Origin of the sequence: Vibrio sp. HENC-03 (genome assembly GCF_000305755.2) — a bacterium.
GTDB lineage: Bacteria > Pseudomonadota > Gammaproteobacteria > Enterobacterales > Vibrionaceae > Vibrio > Vibrio owensii.
Genome location: NZ_JH976126.1, coordinates 1 through 21745, shown reverse-complemented (window position 1 = coordinate 21745; position 21745 = coordinate 1). Strand labels below are relative to the sequence as shown.

16 protein-coding genes are annotated in these 21745 nt (G+C 46.6%); 10 read left to right on the top strand and 6 right to left on the bottom strand.

Going from position 1 to position 21745, the window contains the following annotated elements:
* Nucleotides 1-4: 4 nt before the first annotated feature.
* Together VCHENC03_RS07265 and VCHENC03_RS07270 are read left to right on the top strand one after the other, a co-directional pair.
* The gene (locus VCHENC03_RS07265) at nt 5-1756 is read left to right on the top strand and encodes an ABC transporter permease subunit (protein ID WP_009707059.1); all 1752 of its coding nucleotides are present in this window, start codon (nt 5-7) and stop codon (nt 1754-1756) included.
* Between the two features lie 164 nt (nt 1757-1920).
* Nucleotides 1921-2412: a hypothetical protein gene (locus VCHENC03_RS07270; protein ID WP_009707058.1), complete on the top strand. Its 492-nt coding sequence runs from the start codon at nt 1921-1923 to the stop codon at nt 2410-2412.
* 45 nt (nt 2413-2457) lie between these two features.
* On the opposite strand, the gene VCHENC03_RS07275 is transcribed toward VCHENC03_RS07270, so the two are convergent.
* The 5 genes from VCHENC03_RS07275 to VCHENC03_RS07295 all read right to left on the bottom strand — a co-directional run bounded on the left by VCHENC03_RS07275 (nt 2458) and on the right by VCHENC03_RS07295 (nt 7833).
* A complete protein-coding gene (locus tag VCHENC03_RS07275; RefSeq protein WP_009707057.1) occupies nt 2458-5208 on the bottom strand; it encodes a cation-translocating P-type ATPase in 2751 nt (916 codons plus the stop codon).
* Nucleotides 5209-5276: 68 nt separating this feature from the next.
* Nucleotides 5277-6107: a magnesium transporter gene (locus tag VCHENC03_RS07280; RefSeq protein ID WP_009707056.1), complete on the bottom strand. Its 831-nt coding sequence runs from the start codon at nt 6105-6107 to the stop codon at nt 5277-5279.
* A gap of 10 nt (nt 6108-6117) precedes the next feature.
* Nucleotides 6118-6447, bottom strand: a complete 330-nt coding sequence (locus tag VCHENC03_RS07285; protein WP_005437032.1) for an SMR family transporter — start codon at nt 6445-6447, stop codon at nt 6118-6120.
* 18 nt (nt 6448-6465) lie between these two features.
* The gene (locus VCHENC03_RS07290; RefSeq protein WP_009707055.1) at nt 6466-6840 is read right to left on the bottom strand and encodes an SMR family transporter; all 375 of its coding nucleotides are present in this window, start codon (nt 6838-6840) and stop codon (nt 6466-6468) included.
* Nucleotides 6841-7170: 330 nt separating this feature from the next.
* Nucleotides 7171-7833 (bottom strand): Crp/Fnr family transcriptional regulator, encoded by a 663-nt coding sequence (locus tag VCHENC03_RS07295; protein ID WP_009707054.1) that lies wholly within the window; start codon nt 7831-7833, stop codon nt 7171-7173.
* 219 nt (nt 7834-8052) lie between these two features.
* Here VCHENC03_RS07295 and VCHENC03_RS07300 point away from each other — a divergent pair, with 219 nt between their 5' ends.
* From VCHENC03_RS07300 to VCHENC03_RS07325, 6 genes are all read left to right on the top strand, one after another.
* Nucleotides 8053-9138 (top strand): baeRF10 domain-containing protein, encoded by a 1086-nt coding sequence (locus VCHENC03_RS07300; protein WP_009707053.1) that lies wholly within the window; start codon nt 8053-8055, stop codon nt 9136-9138.
* A gap of 132 nt (nt 9139-9270) precedes the next feature.
* A complete protein-coding gene (locus VCHENC03_RS07305) occupies nt 9271-9681 on the top strand; it encodes a hypothetical protein (protein ID WP_009707052.1) in 411 nt (136 codons plus the stop codon).
* Nucleotides 9682-9948: 267 nt separating this feature from the next.
* Nucleotides 9949-11586 (top strand): methyl-accepting chemotaxis protein, encoded by a 1638-nt coding sequence (locus tag VCHENC03_RS07310; protein ID WP_009707051.1) that lies wholly within the window; start codon nt 9949-9951, stop codon nt 11584-11586.
* 196 nt (nt 11587-11782) lie between these two features.
* Nucleotides 11783-12721: a LysR family transcriptional regulator gene (locus VCHENC03_RS07315; protein WP_009707050.1), complete on the top strand. Its 939-nt coding sequence runs from the start codon at nt 11783-11785 to the stop codon at nt 12719-12721.
* 145 nt (nt 12722-12866) lie between these two features.
* The gene (locus VCHENC03_RS07320; protein ID WP_009707049.1) at nt 12867-14786 is read left to right on the top strand and encodes a TonB-dependent receptor domain-containing protein; all 1920 of its coding nucleotides are present in this window, start codon (nt 12867-12869) and stop codon (nt 14784-14786) included.
* Nucleotides 14787-14803: 17 nt separating this feature from the next.
* Nucleotides 14804-15700 carry an alpha/beta hydrolase gene (locus VCHENC03_RS07325; RefSeq protein WP_009707048.1) on the top strand — a complete coding sequence of 299 codons (897 nt, stop codon included), beginning with the start codon at nt 14804-14806 and terminating at the stop codon, nt 15698-15700.
* A 438-nt stretch (nt 15701-16138) separates the two neighbouring features.
* On the opposite strand, the gene VCHENC03_RS07330 is transcribed toward VCHENC03_RS07325, so the two are convergent.
* Nucleotides 16139-16765, bottom strand: a complete 627-nt coding sequence (locus VCHENC03_RS07330; protein ID WP_009707047.1) for a winged helix-turn-helix domain-containing protein — start codon at nt 16763-16765, stop codon at nt 16139-16141.
* Between the two features lie 498 nt (nt 16766-17263).
* Between VCHENC03_RS07330 and VCHENC03_RS07335 the strand changes: the two genes are divergently transcribed.
* Together VCHENC03_RS07335 and VCHENC03_RS07340 are read left to right on the top strand one after the other, a co-directional pair.
* The gene (locus VCHENC03_RS07335) at nt 17264-18400 is read left to right on the top strand and encodes an efflux RND transporter periplasmic adaptor subunit (RefSeq protein ID WP_009707046.1); all 1137 of its coding nucleotides are present in this window, start codon (nt 17264-17266) and stop codon (nt 18398-18400) included.
* Between the two features lie 2 nt (nt 18401-18402).
* Nucleotides 18403-21564 carry an efflux RND transporter permease subunit gene (locus VCHENC03_RS07340; RefSeq protein WP_009707045.1) on the top strand — a complete coding sequence of 1054 codons (3162 nt, stop codon included), beginning with the start codon at nt 18403-18405 and terminating at the stop codon, nt 21562-21564.
* The last annotated feature ends 181 nt before the right edge of the window (nt 21565-21745 follow it).

Below are 21745 nucleotides of genomic sequence, written 5' to 3'. Positions count from 1 at the left end.
CTCGATGTCGTCTGTTGCCAACATGCGCTCTCGTTGGAGCGCTTGTATGCCTGAATGGTTTACGCGTTTTTTGTCGCGCTTCCTGTCTCTCGGGGTAGTGGTTGTGCTGGTGGGTTTGATGCCGGATATTGCAGGTATCGATCCAAGCCAATCAATCCTCCGTGCCCGTGCGGGTGCTCAACAATTGCTGACGGCGGAAGCTCTGCAAGCAATTCGAGAAGATCTTCAACTTGACCGCAGCGCTGCTGAGCGACTGTGGGATTGGTTGACGCTTGCCATGCAAGGTGACTTAGGTGTCTCTTGGGTGAGCGGCGCATCCGTGATGGAGAGCGTTCAACAAACTGCAAAAACGTCGCTATTACTGATGCTTACAGCGCTAGGCATGGCATTTGTAATGTGCATGGCGAGCGTACTTTACACTGTGCGTCGTTGGCAACAGAATCGTTTAGACAAGCATCATGACACGCTCAGTTCGGTGTTGGTCTCATTGCCGGAATACGTGATTGCTTCGTTGCTGATCATGGTGTTTTCCATTTGGTTGGGCTGGTTCCCGCCTTATGGTTGGCAAGGCGTGCAAAACCTCTGGCTACCAAGTTTGGCAATGGCATTGCCTGCTGCTGGCTTGTTCGGGCGCCTACTCAATGACAGCCTCAAGCGTGTATTAGATGAGCCTTGGGTGATCACTTGGCTATCGGCGAACGTCAGTCAGTTTCAAATTTTACGCTTTGCCTTGTGGCGTGCCGTTAGTAACTTGATTCCTCAAATCGCAATGACGGTGATTGGTTTAACCGGCGGTGCGGTTGCTGTGGAACAAGTGTTTTCCATTCCGGGTATCGGACGACTAATCTTAGGCGCAGCGAAGTCACAAGATCTGCCGATGCTGCAAGGTGGCTTGTTGGTGTTGCTGGTGTTCTCAATGTTGATCAGCAGTGCGAGCATCTTATTGCAACGCTGGTTACTCGGGCACAGTGTCACGAGTGGCAAGTTAATCAGCAGTCACAGCACGTTCCGTTTTACCCAAAGCACCACCAAACGCATCGTCAGCGCCACAATCTTTGCCTTGCTGATTGGTTGTGCGGGATGGGCGTTAATGCGCGATCCTTACACCATCCAATTTACTCGCCTTGAATCGCCAAGCTTCGCAGCACCGTTTGGTGCCGATGCGGTTGGACGAGATCTGCTTGCTCGCGTTGGTGGCGGTATGATGTCGACAATCAAAATGGGCATCATCGCGACGTTCCTAAGTTTGGTGATTGGCTTGCTGCTGGGTTTCGTGACTCGTTATAGCCAAGGCTTAATTGAGATAACCAAAGGTGTGCCGTACATTGTGGCGGGTCTGCTGATTGCTGGTCTAACGGGGATGAACCCAAACAGCGCTTTGATTGCGATTGTTATGGTGTCGTGGGCACCATTAGCAGCGCACTGTGCAAGTTTGTTGATGGAAGCCAAAGCGCAGCCTTACACGCATCTTGCGCCCATTTGGGGAACCAGTCAGTGGCGAGTACTCCGTTACTACTTGTTGCCTTATGTGCTGCCGCCATTGATTCGCCACGCGTTTCTGCGTTTGCCTTACATTACGCTTAGCCTGACTTCTCTGAGTTTTATCGGACTTGGTGTTAAGCCGCCAGAGCCTGAGTGGGGCTTATTGATTGCAGAGAATCTGCCTTATATCGAGCGCTCACCACTGGGTGTCTTGCTGCCAATCTCAGGCTTAGTTTTGATGGCAATTGCAATCAACTTGTTGTTCGACGATTAAACCGGACTCATGAACTTTCCAACAGCCTCAATAGCGATATTGAGGCTGTTTTCTTTCTGTTTCATTATTCGCCATTGTGCGTCCCAAAAGCCACCCATACATTTGCGCTCTGGCGTGCCATTCTTAAGCTGACTTTCTCGGTTTTTATCATGATAGGAAAGGGCATGAAGGAATATGCACCGCAGTACAGCAAACAAGAAAAGATCACCAGAGTCGCTATCGCTGGCGTATTTTGCGTTCTAGTTGGCGTGCTGTTTAAGCTTGAGGGGGAGCCTTTGTTGCAAGCAGTTGCCGAAGCGCCCGAATGCTATGAAGTGTTCGGTATGCAGGGATTAGAACTTCTGGTTCACATGCTGTTCTTTTGGATGCCACTGTCCGTGTTTTTACTTTCTGCGGTATTGATGCTGCCACTTGGTGTTCGTGGATTAATCGAAGGTCAGTTTCCACCTATAGGTGTGAAGGTATTCAGACCCACTGTGATTCAACGCGGCAAACTTGGCACGCTTAAATCCCTTATTCATCTGTTGTTCCCCTTATTGTGCTTTGGTTTTGTCGTGTGGGGTAATAGTAAAATCGAACCCATGATGGAGATGCTTAATGGTGAAGATGTGAATGTAACCTGCCAAAACGGAAAAAGAGGGGACAAGCCCCTCTAAGATAATTTATGTGGATGGTTTAAGAACAACGTCTTTTGTCCATGATCACAGAACCTTAGTTTTGGTGAGCTCTTTGATGGCAGACAGTACCGCGGTTGGCAGTGCTGCAACGCCTAAAATCATGGCAAGGTGCCTAAGCTCAATCGCCTCGGTGCTAAAAATCAGCTGACCCAAGTTGGTGTAAATCACCCCTAATGACAGAATTGCCGATGTGGCGATAGCGCCTAGCAGGTATTTGTTAGTAAACGGGTTTACTCGATACAGAGACGTGAACGTTCGGCTATCAAACAAGTGCCACAACTGACCAAAAATCAAAGTAAGAAACGCCACGCTCTGTGCGTACTGGGCACTGAAACCATGACTCAAAGCCATTAAGAAAGCGCCAAAACTTACCCCGCCTAATGCTAACCCACGAATCACGATTCGGGTTCCTAAACCATCGGAGAAGAATCCTTGGTCACGCTTACGTGGCTTTCGCTCCATCAGGTCTTTTTCTTTTGGTTCAACCCCTAATGCTAGGGCAGGCAAACCATCCGATACCAAGTTCACCCAAAGAATCATCAGCGGCGTTAGCGGAAGGATAGCCTCTGGTCCCATCACTAAGAATGCAAACAGAATCACCGACACTTCTGCTACGTTTGCGGTTAGCGCTTGGCGGATAAACTTACGCAGGTTATCGAATATCTGACGACCTTGGCGTACCGCTCGGACGATGGTGCTGAAGTTGTCATCCAGCAAAATCAGATCGCCGGAATCTTTGGCGACAGAGGTTCCCGTAATACCCATAGCGACACCGATATCGGCGCTTCTAAGTGCTGGTGCGTCATTGACTCCGTCTCCGGTCATGGCGGCAATTTCGTTGTTTCTTTGCAGCGCTTGGACGATACGCAGTTTGTGTTCTGGCGTTACGCGGGCGAACACTGCGGTTTCTTCACAGGCATATTCTAAGGTTTGCTCGCTCATATTATCGAGCTCAGTACCCGTGACCACACGTTTGTATTGTCCATTGATAATACCGATGTCTTTGGCAATCGCCGCCGCCGTTGCTGCGTGATCTCCGGTAATCATTACTGTGCGAATGCCAGCGTTGTAACACTCTTTTACAGCAGAGCGGACTTCCGGACGAGGCGGATCCATGATGCCAAACACCGCCAGCATACTAAGGTCGTTTTCCAGTTCGCTCACATCTGCGTTAAGCTCAGCTTCGTCCAATCGACGGCAACCGACCGCCATGGTGCGCAAGGCTTGTTTGGCAAAGCTTTCAATCGCGCCATCAAAACGCTTGCTGAGATCTTTGCCGATACACTGGGAGAGTTCGTTGAATCGGTTTGGCTGCTCTTCCATCGGCACCAATCCACCTTCAACCATATAGTTGCTCGATTTCTTCAGCATAAAGTCGGGCGCGCCAGCCACGGCTAAAAAGTGCTGTCCGCTTGGATCTTGGATAATCACCGAAGACATCTTGCGCTCAGAATCAAACGGGAAGCGTTTTAGAATCTGATAACCTTGTTTCTCTAGATTCTTTGGCGTAATTCCAAGCTTTGCTGCTGCCACTAATAACGCTCCCTCCGTTGGGCTGCCTCGTACACTCCATGCGTCTTCGACAAAGGCGAGCTCAGACTCATTCGACATCGCCGCAACGATCAATCCCATCTTCATTGCAGAGCTTTCTAGGGCATGCACACCGTGACTCTGAGGCACAAACTTACCTTTCGGTTGGAAGCCGTTTCCGGTCACTTCCCAGTAACGTCCAAAACTGTCATAAGCTTGCATCACCTGCATTTGATTTTGGGTTAATGTCCCCGTCTTGTCGGAGCAAATGACGGTTGTTGAGCCCAAGGTTTCGATTGCCGAGAGTTGCTTTACCAAGGCGTTGTTCTTCGCCATCTTGGTTGAGCCCATGGTCAGCACAATGGTGAGCACGGTAGGCAAGCCTTCTGGAATGGCTGCAACAGAGAGCGAGATACCCGTGGTTAGGATGTCTAGCCAATCCATGCCGTAAGCAAAACCAATCGCGCAGATAACAGCAACCACACCCAAACCGATAAACAACAAGGCTTTGGCTAAGGTATCCATACGCACTTGCATCGGTGTTTTTGTGGTTTCAGTTTGTGTCATCATGTGCGCAATACGACCGACTTCCGTCTGCATACCCGTGTTGGTGACGATCCCTAAACCTGAGCCAGTCGTGACGATGGTCGTCATAAAGCCCATATTAATTTGGTCACCTAAACTGACTTGCTTGTTGTGGATTGCACTGACTTGCTTTGTCACAGGTTCTGATTCACCAGTGAGTGCCGCTTCATCAATCGACAAGCGGTTTGCTTCGACAATGCGCACATCGGCAGGAAGAATGTCCCCCGTGCTGATTTTAATCACGTCACCAGGCACTATGGTTCGAGCTGGAACATGTATCCATTTGTTGTCACGCAGAACATCCGCTTCTGGTGCCGCCATATCGCGCAGTGCTTCCATGCCTTTCTGGGCTTTGTATTCCTGCCAAAAAGAGATGCCGGTATTAATTACGATGATGGTTCCAATCGCAATGGCGTCAATGAGGTGCCCGGTAAACCAAGACACCAAAGCTCCAACCAATAGGATGTAGATCAAAGGGTTCTTGTATTGCTCTAAATAGAGTTGCCAAGCCGATTTCGATTTGTGCGTCGCCAGTGCGTTGTCACCATACTTATTGAGGCGTTGTTGATGTTCTGTATGAGAAAGTCCGGCATTGATATCAGTAGCCAAATGCTGCTCTATCTCTGACGTTGATTGCTTAAACCAAGGTTTTATAGTCATAAAAATTACTCCAAATTTCCTTCCGGTGGAGTGGTGAATGAGTGAGTTTGTGTTGTCTTCTGATGTGATCAGAACAAGATGAAATTAACGATGTTGAAATAAATCCAGATGCCCGAAATATCGACGAGAGACGCCAAAACCGGACTTACCAAAATGGCTGGGTCGAGCTTTAGCGCACGAGCAACAATGGGCAGCAAGCCGCCTAATACCGTCGATATCGTGACTTGAATAAACAGTGCAATGGCAACGGCAGTGGCGATCAGTGACAGCCCAAACCCTTCCGACGAAGCGGCGGGTGTAAACAGGGCTATTCGACCGATAATCACCAGCGCCAGAATCCCTGCGAGTAAGAGTGCAACACGGCTTTCTTTCCACAGTACAGCGCGCCATTGGCGGTTTTTAATCTCTCCGGTGGCTAATGCTCTCACCACCAAAGTCGCAGCTTGTGATCCTGTGTTACCGCCTGCAGCCGCGATCACTGGCATGTAGATCGCAAGCAAAACCAGCTGGCTGAGTAAGTCTTCGTAGCTGGCGATGATAAAGCCCGAAAAAATGCCGAAGATGGCGAGTAACACAATCCATCCCACGCGCTGCTTAACGTGTTCCAACACACCAGTTGAGAGATAGTCGTCAGCGGGCTCAGCTTCCGAATGAACAAAGCCCAACTGAAATGAGAGATGGCTCGCGGCTTTGTCGAAGCCATATTTTTCCATCTTTACTATCCAATATTGCACGTAACCTAAAGGGCAGTAGGAGAGCAAATCGACGACCTCATCGGTATTGGTATGAGCAAGCCAATGGATTTTTTCTGCTTCACTTAGCGCGTAAAACTGAGCCAAATGCGGTTGCTGATGCTCGCCAAGGTTGATTGGCTTACCGGACTCGCTAACAGTAATCATGGTGTCGTCACTAAGCGGTTTTCATGATGATCACCGAAGCAATCACCGTAAAAATGCCGACCCAACCAATTGGTTTGAGTTTTTGTTTAAACAAGAACCAACCACCGAGTGCGGTTCCTAAAATACCGATGGCTCCCCAACTGGCGTAGGCTATGGCGAGGTCGATTTCTTTCACGGCTTGCGCCAGTAAAGTAAATGCAGCAAGCACGAGAACGATGGCGGAAATACCCCAGCCCTTGTGTTCAAAGCCGCGTGATTTAGTCAAAGACATGTTCGCCGCGATATCGAGCAGTGCCGCCAAAACGACGTAACCGAAAGAGACGGTGAGAAAAGCGTTCATGGTTATACTCCAAGGCAATTAGTGAGGTTGAATTAGCATTGCGTGTTCGTCTTTCTTACTTGGCTGGTGGTGCTCTTCACCGAGTGTGACTAGCACCACTCCGACAACCACAAGCGCGAGACCAAACAGCTCTTGTGCATTGAGCTGTGAATCGAAATAGAACATGGATACGATGGTGATTAAGGCAATGCCAAGTCCTTCCCAGCAGGCGTAAGCCACGCCAATGGAAATCTTTTTCGCTGCGAGAGAGAGGAAGTAATAAGAGAGCGAAATAAGAACATACATACCGACATAACCGGCGTAGCCTTCATTGCTGCCTGCGACATTCATGAGGCTAGTGCCCGCAACTTCAGCGATGATAGCGAGTAATAAAAATAGTCGTGCTAATAACATGATTTAAAAACCTGAAAATAAAGAGTCGTTAAACAAGTCCATGTTTATTGCCACGTCACTGTGAAGAAATATTCGAAGCAATATTTGTTGTCTCGAACGATATTTATGGTGGCATAGACAATTTAAAACCTGATGCACTGAGAGTGCATTTGGCGTGATAAATATGTTGTGGAGAATGTAAGTGTTTATTTCTGTGTGGGAATTAGACGTAAAGTGACATGGCAGAAAATAGAGATAAAACCAAGAAGAGAAGATGATAGAAAACAAAAAAGACGGCTGAGATAAGCCGTCTTTTTATAAGCAGGTAGAGAGAGAATAGGTTGAGAAAGGTTAAAACACCATGCCATCCGTGATGGAGGAGAAAGGCTCTGTTGAGTTAAACGTCACTCTGGCTTTACTGTTGGTGATCGCCCCTTGCTCCTCCCAGTAATCGAGCGTCTTGCTGACGGTGTTACGAGACATACCCAGCATGCCTGCGAGGTCTTCTACCGAGATTGGGATGGAACGTTTATTCGTGACGCGGTAGAGGCTGTCTAGTGCCAAGCCGACTTTGCGATTGGAGTTTCTCTCGTGGCTAATGAAGAGGATGCGGGAGGTAAATAAGAGCTTCTGTGAAAGGTGTTGTGCCGTTAACTTATTAAACTCTAGGCTGTTTTCGTACAGTTCCAACACAATACTGATTGGCAGCACAAGAGCGGTCATGGTCTCTTGGATGTGGTAGCGCCCATACAATTTGGTTTGATTCAAAATTGCCGATTCACTGTACATAAAGCCTGGAGGAATAAAACCCGCAAAGCGTTCTGCACCATCAAAGTTCTGTCGGTAAACGCTGATTAGCCCACTAAATACAAACAGAAAGTTTTCTAACTCTTGTCCCTGTACCTCAAGAATTTCTCCTGCTTCGATGGTTTGAACTTCTCCAGCTTCAAGTAACTGTGTTGCGAACTCTTCAGAAAGACCGAACAAATCCATGAGTGATTGTTTGGGTGTCATCGTTATTTAACCAAGCGCTATTAATCAACCACTTAGATCTTAGCCAGACAAAACAGGCTTTGCAAACCGATTATTTTTCCTCAAATGCACTCTGAGTGCATTAGGCTGATTGGTATTTTTGTTAGCTTAATAATTAACTTATGAACAGTGTTCATTTAATCATCATTGATTGAATGGAAATAATTCATTCGAGATTCGATTAATAATTAAAGGTTAGTTATGAAAAATACGATTAATGATATTTTTGAAGTGTTGCGATGTTACTTATTATTGCATGAAGACAATCGTTCAAAAATTCTCAGCTTATACATTAATACTGACAGTAAAAATCCAGCCAACCATCGTGAACGCCCTGCTTGGCAGATCGAAGTGAGCAATCAACTGGCCGCATTGCGTGAAGAGCACGGTGACGAAGGTATTCGACATATTGATTCCACACTCACATGGAAAGAAGTGGAACAACGATTGGTCAACAAGGTACTGGAAATGCGCCCGACAGGACGTTCTTTGGTGATCTTTACTGATTTGCTCGACGACATCCTGATCGAGCTGCCAATGCCTGTCGAAACAAAAGCGTATTTTGGTCAACCTCAGGTAAAGCACTTACTCTCTCAGCTCCATCGATACGGCAAATATCTCGTTATCCTTTTCTCTGAAACGGAGCACCGAGTGGTTTCCATAGACGTTCCGACGAGTTTGGGAGAGGGCACGATGGAATCGAGTATTGAATCGGGTGTATTCCTTCGCCCTGGTGGAAGAAAGTCCCGAACTCAAGCATCAGAGCGTCGAGACTTGGATTCTGAGCGTCGTGTTATTCGCGAAGCGGCGAACGAAATCAATCGCTACTTTATGGGTGACCCAACGTTTGATCGCATCGTGTTCGGCGGCAACCTAAAAATCGCCCATCGCGTTAAGGGTGCGCTGCATCATACGGTTTCTGAAAAGTTGGTTTCTATCGAACCAATTCCTTTTGATGCCACCACAGAGCAGCTAGAACGCACAGTTAAACTGCTGGCGGATGAATACGAAGAGTTGCATGACAATACATTGGTATTGGAACTACTGATTCGTCGAGATACTTGTGGTCGCGGCGTAGCGGGCTTGGCAAATGTATTGGAAGCGCTGGAAAACGGACAGGTAAGAAAAGTCTTTTTGCCTTACCCAATTCAATCGGATGCGTTCGATCTCATCCTTGTCGAAGCTTTGATGGCTAATGTTGAGGTTGAGTTGGTGCATGGAAAAGCGGCGGAGACACTGAATGAACTCGGTGGTGTGGGCGCATTGCTTTACTACATCATTCACTAATTCGTTTATAAGATTAAAGGCAGCGCTTCACCCTAATGATTCCTCGAACATTGATCGCTGATCACTGATCGCTTGATTGCTCATTGGACACCCCCAAAGAAGTGTTGCCGCTCTCTACTTTCTAATATCACTATGAATACCGTTACCTCTACAAATGACGTCGTTGACGATGTGTATCCTTTGTTTGATCTGAATGAAGATGAAATGTCAGCGCTCGTCGCCTTATATACGCTTGAGAAAACTGAAGGCACAGCCGCGTATGCTGTCGATGAACAAATTGGTGTTTGGCTTTCCGATCTCAGGTTCGATTTGAACCAACAGCTGCATAACGATCTCGGTATCTACACCATTGAGTGGCAAGTTCTGGAGCAACTCAAAGCAAAACGATTCGTTACTCATGAACGCTTACCCAACACAAAAATCGATTGGCTGAAGGATGGCGTATGCCTGTACCGTCTGTGTCCGAACGCAAAACAAATGGTTGGCGCGTGGCTAACAGTCTGCCAAGTCGAAATGCCGCTGTTGGTTCACTTCAATATCTAGTGAGCAAAAACGACTCGGTCTGAATACACGGTTTTAATTTATCTAAGCCTCATCCTGAGGCTTTTGTTTTTTGGCACAAAGAAGGTTTCAGTTTGTGACCTTGCTTCCTAGAAAAATCGTCTAATAAATCAGTTATTTGTTGAATCTAAAATATTAGTCGAAAAGACAAAAATAATTAGAGGACGTTGAACTGTATAAGCAATTTTATACGCCTTTTGTTTGATAAACTCGGTGGTGAATTGAACAATAAAACAAAGGTATCTATTCATGTTCAACAACCTTTCCATCAAGCAGAAGATAGTTCTCCCGCTGTCTTTGATGATTGTATTACTGACGGTAAGTTCAGTATTGAATGTTCTCACCATGTGGAAACAGACCGAGCTTAGTGACACGCTCAATGACCAAGTCATTCCGAGCTTATTCACTCTTGAAGATGCGTATCGCGACCTTTATCAAGCGACTTCTGCGATTCAAGGTTTGGCGTTGGCACAGACTCAAGCAGAAATCGATCACCACTTGTTTGAATACAAAGACAACGCTTACAAAGCTCTGCCTCGTATGAAGAAAGTCATGTCACTTTCTGATCAAGGCGTTCTGCCGCGAAGCCACGGTAGTGAAGTTCAACAGTTGGTCTCAACGGGTGAGCAATGGCTGCAAAGTTATGAGGCAATGATCAGCAAGCCACAATCACAGTGGGCAAACTACTACGAATCAAACAAAGCCGAATTTGAACACCAATTTGGTGCGGTCCGCGATCAATTGAACGTAGTGAAAGACGCGATTGAAGCAAAGCAAAATATGCTAAAAACGGATATCGCGGCAGCGGCGTTTCGTGCGGAAGTCATTTTAGAAGCGGGCATTGCGATCGTAATTCTAGCGGCACTTGGCATGGTGGTGGTGTTGCTTAAAACGGTAGTGAAGCCAATCAATGACATCAAAGAAGCAATGGTGCAAATCGCGTCTGGTGAAGGAGACTTAAGCCAGCGCATCAGCATCAATTCTCAAGATGAAATTGGTCAACTGGCTGGTGGCTTTAACCAGTTCGTCACTAAGATCCAAGCGACGGTGTCACAAGTGGTAGAAAGCTCAAACACACTGCGTCAGGAAATGAATAACCTAAATGCGCTGACTTCGACCATCGCAGACTCAACGGTAGGCCAACAGCGTGACAGCGAAGCCGTTGCCGCAGCCGTTCATGAAATGCAGGTGACGAGTCGTAATGTGAGCGATAGCGCGACGGAAGCTGCATTGGCAAGCCAAACCGCGAACGAAGAGTTGTCGAATACCAATGTGATTTTGGAGCAGACCGTCGCAGCGATCCGTGACCTTGCGGGTGAGATTGAAAGCGCAAGCCAAGTTATCAACACACTAGACAATGACGTAAGCAACATTGCTTCGGTATTGGACGTTATCCGTGGCATTGCAGAGCAGACCAACTTGTTGGCATTGAACGCGGCGATTGAAGCAGCGCGTGCTGGTGAGCAAGGTCGTGGTTTTGCTGTCGTGGCAGATGAAGTGCGTTCCCTAGCGAGCCGAACGCAAAAGAGCACCGGCGAGATCCAAGCCATGATTGAGAAGCTGCAAGCAGGTGCTGCTCAGGCGGTGGAAGTGATGCAGGGCAGTAAAACCAGCAGCGAAGACACCATTCAATCGGCAGGTTTAGCGACAGAGTCGTTGGCTGAAATCCTAAACGCGATCGCACGTATGAACGAGATGAACACGCACATTGCAACAGCAGCAGGCCAACAAAGCTCAGTGAGTGATGAAGTGAACAGCAACGTTCAAGGTATTGCAGACAGCAGCACGTCCATTGTGGATGTGGTAAGCCAAGCGCAACAGTCATTGTCTATGTTGTCTGAACAGACACAACAGTTAGACAAGCAAGTCAGCCAGTTCCGCGTTTAATCAAGTGGAAGATTAGGTAACTCAGAGCCCCTTTAGTTTGGGGCTTTTTTGTCTTTAGGTGTTTGAACCCACACCATTATGCGGGGCGCGGGAACTCTCTATTCATCATTGAAACTGGTGAAAAGTTGTTACTCATGGCAGCATCGATCATATAATCTGGCTCTACAATTTCACTTTTCGCTGCCAGATTTCGCTTATGCAAATTCCTCAAATTGACGTAACGTCTCTCTACATTCTTAAATACCTTCTCGAAGAAAAGCACGTATCGAATACTGCTTTGCTGCTCAATACGAGCCAGTCTTCAGTAAGTCGAGCACTGCAAAAGATGCGAGTGTTTTTTGATGATGAGTTATTGGTACGTACGAGTTTTGGCTATGAACTTACCCCAAAGGCAGAAGCGATCAAGTTAGATATATCTGCGTTGATTATTAGTCTTGAAAAGCTATCGCATAAGAATTCATTCGAACCAGAGAAGGTGGAAGGCACCGTTCGATTCTATGGTTTACAGCCGCAGGTCAACACTATGATGCCCAAGCTTGTTGCTGCCATTCGTGAACGAGCGCCAAATCTTGTGGTCAGTATCGACACAACGCCGAAACGCCATTTTGAGGAACTGGTGTCTGGCGATGTGCATTTCTCGCTTTCTTCCCACGAGCCGCCGACATCGGAACAAAATATTTATCGTAAGGTCGTGGCAAAACGAGACTTCCGTTTATTAATGAGCAGAAACCATCCACTTGCCAATAAAGCCTTAACGGCAGAGAAGTTGCGTGATTACCATTTTGGTCAAATCTCTCTACAAGGAGAGAAAACGTTGTCATTTGAGCACAAGTTCATTGAGTTAGGCCTAGCAGATAAAAAGCAGCGTTTGTCGGCGCCAGTACAACTTACTAACTTCACATCAGCGCCGAGTATTGCGGCGGAGACGGACATTATCTTTCATTTACCAACGCCATTCGCCGAAGCGGCTTGTCAGGATGAACGCCTAATTACACGCGAAGTGCCAGAACCACTACGTTTGGATTTCTCACAAGTGTATTTGTATTGGCATAAGCGTTTTCATGATGACCCAATGTGTATTTGGATCCGTGAGTTATTCAACGAGTTGTTCGAAGATAACGAAATGCATGCATAAATGCTTGATTGAGTATTGTGAATCAACGTTGCAGATCCTGCATAGTAAGATTCGATGTCGTGCATACTGTATTGATTGAAAGCATAGGGTAATGAGAGTTTAATTGATAACAATTATCAGTTGTAAATAAAATTAGTTATCAAACATGCTCAAGAATATCCCTTTTAATTGTCGCACTGCGGTAAACGTTACCGCAGGTATCTCAGCGGCACTCCCTCTTGTTTCTTTTGCTGATTCTCAAATAACTGAAGACCACACCATCATGGAAACCATGGTGGTGACGGCTTCTGGGTATGAGCAATCTACGTTGGAAGCTCCTGCGTCGATTAGTGTGATTGACCGCGCGCAAATCGAAAACCGTTCTTATAAAGATCTAACCGATGCTCTGAAAGACATACCGGGTGTTGTTATCACTGGTGGCGGTTCTCGCCAAGAGATCTCCTTGCGTGGCATGCCTTCAGATTACACCGCAATTCTCGTTGACGGACGTAAGCAATCTGGCCGTGAAACGCAGGTTAGTAGCGGTGGAGGCTTTGAACAGGATTGGTTACCACCGCTAAATGCGATTGAGCGTATTGAGGTAGTGCGTGGTCCAATGTCGACTTTGTATGGCTCAGATGCCATCGGTGGTGTGATCAACATTATTACACGCAAAGATTTTCCAGAGTGGACAGGTAGTCTGCGCGCGGAGGCAACGCTACAAGAAAACAGTAAGTCAGGCAATTTCTATCAAGGCGAAATGTACCTCGCAGGTCCTTTGATTGATGGCTTGGTGAGCACTGCGATTTCAGGGATGTATCAAGAGCGTATTGAAGACGAAATACTTTATGCAAACGGCGGTAAAACGCTTGAGAACTATCGTGCATCTGTGTATTTCACTCCAACGGAAGAAGATACATTCACCCTTGATTACACTCATCACGATCAAGAGCGAGTGAACACGGAAGGGAAGTCACGGACTAAGACCTCTGCGACCAACAATAACCGTCAATCGGTTGGTATTGCACATGATGCTAACTATGAATCTGTAACTGGTTCTTCATACATCAGCACTGAAACGGTTGAAAATGTAGGGCGCGGTTTAGAAGTGCAAAACATCAACGCCAATACTCAATGGTCCAAGGCATTTGGTATGCATTACATTTCAATCGGTGCTGCATTTGAAAGTGAAGAACTGGATAACGGTGATTTTGTTTTTAAGAACTCGCAATGGTCGGTATTTGCCGAAGATGAATGGTATCTGACAGACAACTTTGCACTCACATTGGGTCTACGATACGACGACAACGAGCAGTTTAACTCACACTTTAGTCCGCGCGTGTACGGTGTTTGGACTCTTAATCCAGAATGGACAATGAAAGGTGGTGTTTCAACGGGGTATCGCGCACCAAGTTTGACGGAAATGGAGGAAGATTGGGTGCAAGAAAGCTGTAACGGTAAATGTGAAGTTTATGGCAATGCAGACTTGAAACCTGAATCTTCCGTCAACACTGAGTTAGGCATGTATTACTCCGGAGTGAATGATTTGAACTCCAGTTTGACTGTGTTTTACAACGATTTTAAAGACAAGATCGACACGATTAACCTCGATCCAAGCTGTACTGGGCGCGCATGCGATGCAACGTATGTAAATATTGAAGATGCTATCACGTATGGTGCGGAAAGCTCGATTAACAAAGGCATTACTGAAACGATCAATGTCGGTGCCACTTACACTTATACCTATAGTGAGAAAAAGTCAGGTGAAGATAAAGGTCAGCCGTTAACACAAGCTCCAGAGCATTTGGTTGCGCTGAACGCAGATTGGGCGATTCGTGACAATATTAACTCGTGGGTTCGTGTGTCTTATCGCAGCGAAGAATCCGAGCCAATTACTGTGGATTCAAGAAATGCCTCTGCTCCGTCAATTACTTATGTTGACTTTGGTGGTAACTGGCAAATCAATCGCCAATTTAAGCTGATGGCAGGTATCTACAACCTATTCGATGCGGAAACAGCATACGATGAATATGGCTATGTTGAAGATGGTCGTCGATACTGGGTTGCTGCAGAAGCATCGTTCTAATGGTGGACTTAAAATCAATGAAGAAAATCATGACTTTGCTTAGTGCAATTTCACTGAGCATATTGACGGTAAATGTACAGGCAAACACCTTAGAAAGTGCTGTCGTTGACAAGGATATTGTGTTTAAAACCGTTAAAGGTCGAGAGATTAAACTCGATCTCTACAAACCGAAAGTGCACAGTGAGCAACCTTATCCACTTTTGGTTTGGGTTCATGGTGGTGCTTGGAAGCGCGGGAGTAAGGATGCGATACCTACTAAGAACCCACTGTTATTGCAATCAGTCATCGAGAAAGGTTATGCGCTTGCTTCAGTCGATTACCGTTTGAGTGGCGAGGCTATATTTCCGGCGCCAGTACAAGACATCAATGATGCTATTAATTTCCTTCATGATCATGCGAAGCAATACCATATTGCGGTAGATAACGTAGTGATGATGGGGCGGTCTGCGGGTGGACACTTAGCGGGCTTGATTGGCACGACGAATGCGCACGGCGACATATCATTTTATGTGAAGCCCAAATATCAGGTGGAAGCGGTTGTGAGTTTTTTTGGTCCCACTGATTTGTTAGCGCTAGGCACTAAGGGGGGAAAGAGTGCGAGTAAGAAATCATCGGTGTCTCGCTTTTTAGGTGACACGCCAAGTGCCATTCCTGAAATCGCCAAGCAGGCATCATCAACAACCTATGTTGACGACAAAGCGCCGCCGTTTATCCAGTTACATGGAACGATAGATAAGCGCGTTCCTTTGTCACAAAGCGAACTACTCAAAGCTAAGCTGGATGGGAATAACATTGAGAACCAGTTGTGGATTGAAGAAGGAGTGGGGCATAGTGCGCCGATTTTTGATTCCCAGAAGTATGTTCCGCACGTGATGGCGTTTCTTAACAAACACTTTCCTGTTATTTCGAAATAAAAGAAAACCGAGCTGAAATTATTCAGCTCGGTTTTTATGCTCTAACAGCGATTGCAATCTTCTCAGTATAAGCAGCGGAGCGTCATGTTCTTTAGAGTTCTCTCTGCTCTGCCGAAAAAGAGCAAACTGCATTGTTCATCTAGATAGTAGATACGATTGTGGCGCATGGTCACTGGCTTTTCATAGCTCAATACAATGTATTCGTTTCCCTTAGATTTTGAATATTCATATTGATAGTCAAGCGATTGATACTCTGTCACAGCACCACCGATAGGTGAGTAGTGGTTACGGGTCTCAATGTTATCTTTATAGAGCCTAGTATAGGTCGTCCACCTGTATTGCATCGCTTCTACTTTGCCAAAAAGTTGTACTTTTGACTGGTGTGCTGTGAACAAGAGAATGCCGTTGAACACAACCAATGCGATCAATATTTTGAATTTATGGGCATTGAAGTAAAAGCTGATCTTTGTGATAAATGCATTCATGGTTGTTAATTGTCACTACCGTTTTTCCGTCATCGGAACGTTTTATTTCTGGGTAAACTTTGGCTCTTAGCACTTGTTCAAAGTCGTGCTTGAAATACAGTGCTTTCGTCGTTTCATAAAGATTAAACAGCGTCACAAACAGCATGACTATAAAAAGCGCATTCCATAGTTTTGCGTTTTGCTTGCTGGTTGAGTTGAGAGCACACTGTTCTGGCTTGGTTATTGGCTTTAAAACTGGCTCTTCTGGAGCAAATTTAAAATTGAGGGAATAGCCAACCCCAGGGGTATTAACCAGAATGGTCTTTTCGTTATCTTCCAACGTTCGTCGAGTACGATTAATCAGTTGAGGCAAACTCTCTTGTGAGATGTGTTCATAGCCCCAAACCTGCTGAATAATCTCTTTATTGCTGATCGTGTTTGGATACGCATCAACAAGGCAATTTAACAACGCTTTTTGTTTATTGGTCAGCTTAACCGCTTCTTGTTCTTCTGCTTTGCCATTCAAAGGGGATGGCTGTAAATAGTGAGTCGTCCTGTCCCAAAGGTAATTCCCTAATACTAAAGAGTTATTATTGTTCATAACCAACTTATTTCGTATGTCAGGTTGTTTAGGGGGAGCGAATTATAGGGTAATAAATACGGAAATCAACGCTTATATTTGCAATTTATTTAATCAAAGCGAGCTTTAAATGTTCAATTAATGATGAAATGTTAAGCGAGTGTAAATTATTGTTTTTTCATTTATTCTCACGATATTTAATAAGCTTTCTTTTTATCCGCGATAGCAAGATCACTTACTAATTGGTTTGCTTTGTCACGAATTCTCTGGTTTTGTCTACTCTTTTTTACTGTTTTTATTAAGAAAAATCTGATTTCGATTGCTCACAGAAATTTTATTTTTCCAATAAAAAAGCACTCAAATTGAGAGATCAACGACAGCTTTCGAATAAACATTTTTGTCTATCGTAAAGAACGTTAAATTTTGTTGTATGTACAACATTGAATAATTATCATCCCGACTAATATTTGCTGACTTTTTATTGAGTCACGTTGTTTTAGTTAGGAAGAGAGAATTTTCATGACACGTAGAACCACGTTATCGCTCTTGATTGCGTCGAGCCTATTATTGGTCGGGTGTGAACAGAGCCAAGAAGGACAAGCGCAAGGTGGTCCAGCGCCGACACCAGAAGTGACGGTATTGACGGTAGAACCTGTTCGCCAAGCGCTAACAGTAGAACTGCCAGGCCGCAGCCGAGCGTTTAAAGAAGCAGAAGTTCGCCCACAGGTAACGGGTATTATTTCTGAGCGTAATTTTGAAGAGGGTGGTGTGGTTGAGAAAGGTCAATCGCTTTACCAGATCGACGATTCTACGTTCCAAGCAGACCTATTAAGCGCAGAAGCTGAACTGATCCGTGCTCAAGCATCTGAAGAGTCAACGTACTCAACGGTTCGTCGTTACCGTGCGTTGATCACTAAGAAGTCGATCAGCCAACAAGATCTCGATGAAGCAGAAGCGGCTTACAAAGAAGCGAAAGCGCAAGTGTTGGTAGCGAAAGCGAGAATCAACACGGCGAAGATCAATCTGTCTTACGCACAAGTGAAAGCGCCAATCAGCGGTGTGATCAGCAAGTCTAACGTAACGGCGGGTGCGCTGGTAACGGCAAACCAAGCGGCGACGTTAACGACGATCCAACAGCTAGACCCAATCAATGTTGATATCGTGCAATCTTCTGCTCAATTACTCCGTTTGAAAGCAGCGATGTCACAAGGCCATCTGCAAAAAGACGAATCCGCTCAAGTGACGCTAACGCTTGAAGATGGTTCGACTTACGCGCACAAAGGCACGATGAAGTTTACTGAAGTGAACGTAGACGAAAGCACGGGCAGCGTAACGCTACGTGCAGAATTCGCGAACCCAGATGGCTTATTGCTACCAGGCATGTTCGTGCGCGCAACGGTAACCGTAGGTGTGGACCCTGTGGCGATTCTTATCCCACAAAACACAGTAACGCGTGACGCAACAGGCAAAGCCTCAGTCATGACTGTGGATGCGGACAACAAAGTATCTATCACTCCAGTGACGACGGCAGAGTCTATTGGTAACCAATGGCGCATCACAGAAGGCTTGAAAGTGGGTGATAAAGTCATCACAACTGGTTTGCAGATGGTGCAACCGGGTAACCCAGTGACCATTCAATCAGGTGAGCAGGCATAATCATGGCACGATTCTTTATCGATCGTCCGGTATTTGCTTGGGTACTTGCGATTCTGACCATGTTGGCAGGCGTAATGTCCCTGTTCAACTTGCCGGTTTCTCAATACCCGACGATTTCACCGACCACGATCTCAATCAATGCCCGTTACCCTGGTGCTTCTGCGAAAACCGTAGAAGACTCAGTAACTCAGGTTATCGAGCAAAACATGACGGGTCTAGACTACCTACGCTACCTAAACTCAAGCAGTGATGCGTTTGGTAACGCAACCATTACGCTGACGTTTGATAGCGAAGCGGATCCAGATATCGCGCAAGTTCAGGTGCAGAACAAACTGCAATTGGCGATGACGTCGCTTCCGATGGAAGTACAAAGCCAAGGTATCATCGTAAACAAATCCAACACCTCATTCTTGATGGTTGTGGCAGTTTACTCTGAAGACCCTGAATTCACAGAAAACGACATTGGCGACTTTGTTGTTACCAATATTCAAGATCCGATCAGCCGTGTTACGGGTGTAGGTCAAGTGCAAGCGTTTGGTTCTCAATATGCAATGCGCGTTTGGCTAGACCCATTCAAACTGACTCAGTTCAACCTAACGGCCATCGACGTTGCGAACGCGATTCGTGAGCAGAACGCACAGGTTTCTTCGGGTCAGTTAGGCGCAGCACCTGCTCAGTCTGGTCAGTTGCTTAACGCGACGATTTCTTCAGCAAGCCGTCTAACCAGTGTGGCTGAATTCAGAAACATCATTCTGAAATCAGAAGCGAACGGTTCGAATGTTTACCTGAAAGACGTTGCGCGTGTTGAGCGTGGTGCAGAAAGCTACGATATCAAAGGTCAATACAACGGCTTCCCAGCGGCAGGTCTTGGTATCTCGCTTGGTACTGGTGCGAACGCGCTAGAAACGGCAGAAGCAGTAAAAGAACGTCTTGGTCAGCTAAGTGCGACTTTCCCAGATGGTTTGAAGATCGCTTACCCGTTTGAGACAACGCCATTCGTTGATGCGTCGATCAAAGAAGTAATCAAGACGCTGCTTGAAGCGATCGTATTGGTATTCTTGATCATGTACCTGTTCTTGCAGAACTTCCGTGCAACGATCATCCCGACGATTGCGGTTCCGGTGGTATTGCTGGGTACGTTTGCGATCCTTTACGCGACTGGCTTTAGTGTTAACACCTTAACCATGTTTGCTATGGTTCTGGCAATCGGCTTGCTGGTGGACGATGCGATCGTTGTGGTTGAGAACGTGGAACGTGTAATGCACGAAGACGGTCTCGACCCAAAAGAAGCGACGAAGAAGTCGATGGGGCAGATCACTGGCGCGCTAGTAGGCGTTGGTTTGACGCTGTCTGCGGTATTCGTACCGATGGCATTCATGTCTGGCTCAACCGGTGTTATCTACCGTCAGTTCTCTATCACTATCGTAGCGGCGATGACGCTCTCGGTATTGGTGGCGATCATTCTTACTCCGGCACTTTGTGCGAGCTTGCTGAAAAAAGGCGACGCAGAATTTTCGGATAAGAAAGGCTTCTTTGGCTGGTTCAACCGTAAGTTTGATGCGGCAACGGCGGGTTACGAAGCGGGCGTAGCGAAAATGCTGAAACGCACTGGTCGTATGCTGCTGGTGTTCGCGGCAATGAGTGCGGGCGCAGGTTGGTTGTTCATGAACCTACCAACATCGTTCCTACCGGATGAAGACCAAGGTACGGTGTTCTCAATGGCAATTTTGCCACCGAACTCGACTCAAGAGCAGACTGAAAAGACACTAGAAAAAGTCCGTAACTACTTCCTAGAAGAAGAGAAAGACAACGTTGCGTCAGTGTTCTCGGTAGCGGGCTTCAGCTTCGCGGGTCAAGGTCAGAACATGGGGATGGCGTTTATCGGTCTGAAAGATTGGTCAGAACGTGAAGCACCGGGTTCGGATGCGGCTTCGCTGACAGGTCGTGCTATGGGTTACTTCTCAACGATTAAAGAAGCAATGGTGTTTGCGTTTGCACCACCGGCGATTCAAGAGTTGGGTAACGCGACTGGTTTCGACTTCTACCTACAAGACTCAACGGGCAATGGTCACGAAGCGCTTGTAGCGGCTCAATACCAAATCCTAGGTATGGCAGCACAAAATCCGAAACTGGTGGGTGTGCGTCCAAACGGTCAGGCAGATGCGCCGATGTACCAAGTTCATATCGACCACGTGAAACTGCGTGCGCTTGATGTGAGCATTAATGATGTAAACCAAATCCTAGCTTCGGCATGGGGTGGTGCGTACATCAACGATTACATCGACCGCGGACGCGTGAAGAAGGTAATGGTACAGAGTGATGCTGAACACCGCATGCAGCCGAAAGACTTCGACTCGTGGTACGTGCGTAACTCACAAGGCGAGATGGTGCCATTCTCAGCATTCGCAACGGGTGAGTGGACTTACGGTTCTCCGCTATTGCAACGCTTTAACGGTCTACCAGCGATGAACATCCAAGGCGGCGCGGCTCCGGGCGTAAGTACTGGTGAAGCGATGGCAGAAATCGAAGCTATGGTAGAAAAACTGCCTCCTGGCTTTACGGTGAACTGGAACGGCATCTCTTACGAGGAACGTCTATCAGGTAACCAAGCGCCAATGCTTTACGCGCTGTCGATTCTGGTTGTCTTCCTTGTACTAGCTGCACTTTATGAGAGCTGGTCAGTACCATTCGCGGTTGTACTTGTAGTGCCTCTGGGTGTGCTAGGTGCGGTACTTGCGGTCATGACTCGCGGTATGGATAACGACGTATTCTTCCAAGTTAGTTTGTTGACCACTGTTGGTCTGGCAACGAAGAACGCGATCCTTATCGTGGAATTCGCCAAGGAATACTACGAGAAAGGCGCGGGCTTGATTGAAGCAACGTTGCACGCGGTACGTGTTCGCCTTCGTCCTATCATCATGACTTCGCTTGCGTTTGGTCTGGGTGTAGTGCCACTAGCGATCAGTGCAGGTGTAGGCTCTGCGGGTCAGAACGCGGTAGGTACGGGCGTACTTGGCGGTATGGTAAGTGCGACCTTGCTTGGTATCTTCTTCGTGCCTGTGTTCTTCGTTGTGGTTGAGCGTTTGTTCGACCGCCGCGCAAGAAAAGAAGCACAAAAAGAGCAAGTGGAATCTACTTCACAACCAACGGCAAGCCAAGAGTAGGACTTAGCGCTAAAGACTAAGTTATACTATTGCTAATAAGTACAAGAAAAGGGCGCTTCGGCGTCCTTTATTTTTGGATTCAATTGGATAGTTTGGGTTTGAGGTTTAATTTTTACGTCATTCTGTATATGGACTCCCAATTAATTACAACCGATTTTTAAACAGTGAAAGGTAGATAGGA

Bases quoted from the DNA above. Each gene is read 5' to 3' on its own strand.
- VCHENC03_RS07265 (WP_009707059.1), top strand. From the start codon at position 5: ATGTCGTCTGTTGCCAACATGCGCTCTCGTTGGAGCGCTTGTATGCCT.
- VCHENC03_RS07270 (WP_009707058.1), top strand. From the start codon at position 1,921: ATGAAGGAATATGCACCGCAGTACAGCAAACAAGAAAAGATCACCAGA.
- VCHENC03_RS07275 (WP_009707057.1), bottom strand. From the start codon at position 5,208: ATGACTATAAAACCTTGGTTTAAGCAATCAACGTCAGAGATAGAGCAG.
- VCHENC03_RS07280 (WP_009707056.1), bottom strand. From the start codon at position 6,107: ATGATTACTGTTAGCGAGTCCGGTAAGCCAATCAACCTTGGCGAGCAT.
- VCHENC03_RS07285 (WP_005437032.1), bottom strand. From the start codon at position 6,447: ATGAACGCTTTTCTCACCGTCTCTTTCGGTTACGTCGTTTTGGCGGCA.
- VCHENC03_RS07290 (WP_009707055.1), bottom strand. From the start codon at position 6,840: ATGTTATTAGCACGACTATTTTTATTACTCGCTATCATCGCTGAAGTT.
- VCHENC03_RS07295 (WP_009707054.1), bottom strand. From the start codon at position 7,833: ATGACACCCAAACAATCACTCATGGATTTGTTCGGTCTTTCTGAAGAG.
- VCHENC03_RS07300 (WP_009707053.1), top strand. From the start codon at position 8,053: ATGAAAAATACGATTAATGATATTTTTGAAGTGTTGCGATGTTACTTA.
- VCHENC03_RS07305 (WP_009707052.1), top strand. From the start codon at position 9,271: ATGAATACCGTTACCTCTACAAATGACGTCGTTGACGATGTGTATCCT.
- VCHENC03_RS07310 (WP_009707051.1), top strand. From the start codon at position 9,949: ATGTTCAACAACCTTTCCATCAAGCAGAAGATAGTTCTCCCGCTGTCT.
- VCHENC03_RS07315 (WP_009707050.1), top strand. From the start codon at position 11,783: ATGCAAATTCCTCAAATTGACGTAACGTCTCTCTACATTCTTAAATAC.
- VCHENC03_RS07320 (WP_009707049.1), top strand. From the start codon at position 12,867: ATGCTCAAGAATATCCCTTTTAATTGTCGCACTGCGGTAAACGTTACC.
- VCHENC03_RS07325 (WP_009707048.1), top strand. From the start codon at position 14,804: ATGAAGAAAATCATGACTTTGCTTAGTGCAATTTCACTGAGCATATTG.
- VCHENC03_RS07330 (WP_009707047.1), bottom strand. From the start codon at position 16,765: ATGAACAATAATAACTCTTTAGTATTAGGGAATTACCTTTGGGACAGG.
- VCHENC03_RS07335 (WP_009707046.1), top strand. From the start codon at position 17,264: ATGACACGTAGAACCACGTTATCGCTCTTGATTGCGTCGAGCCTATTA.
- VCHENC03_RS07340 (WP_009707045.1), top strand. From the start codon at position 18,403: ATGGCACGATTCTTTATCGATCGTCCGGTATTTGCTTGGGTACTTGCG.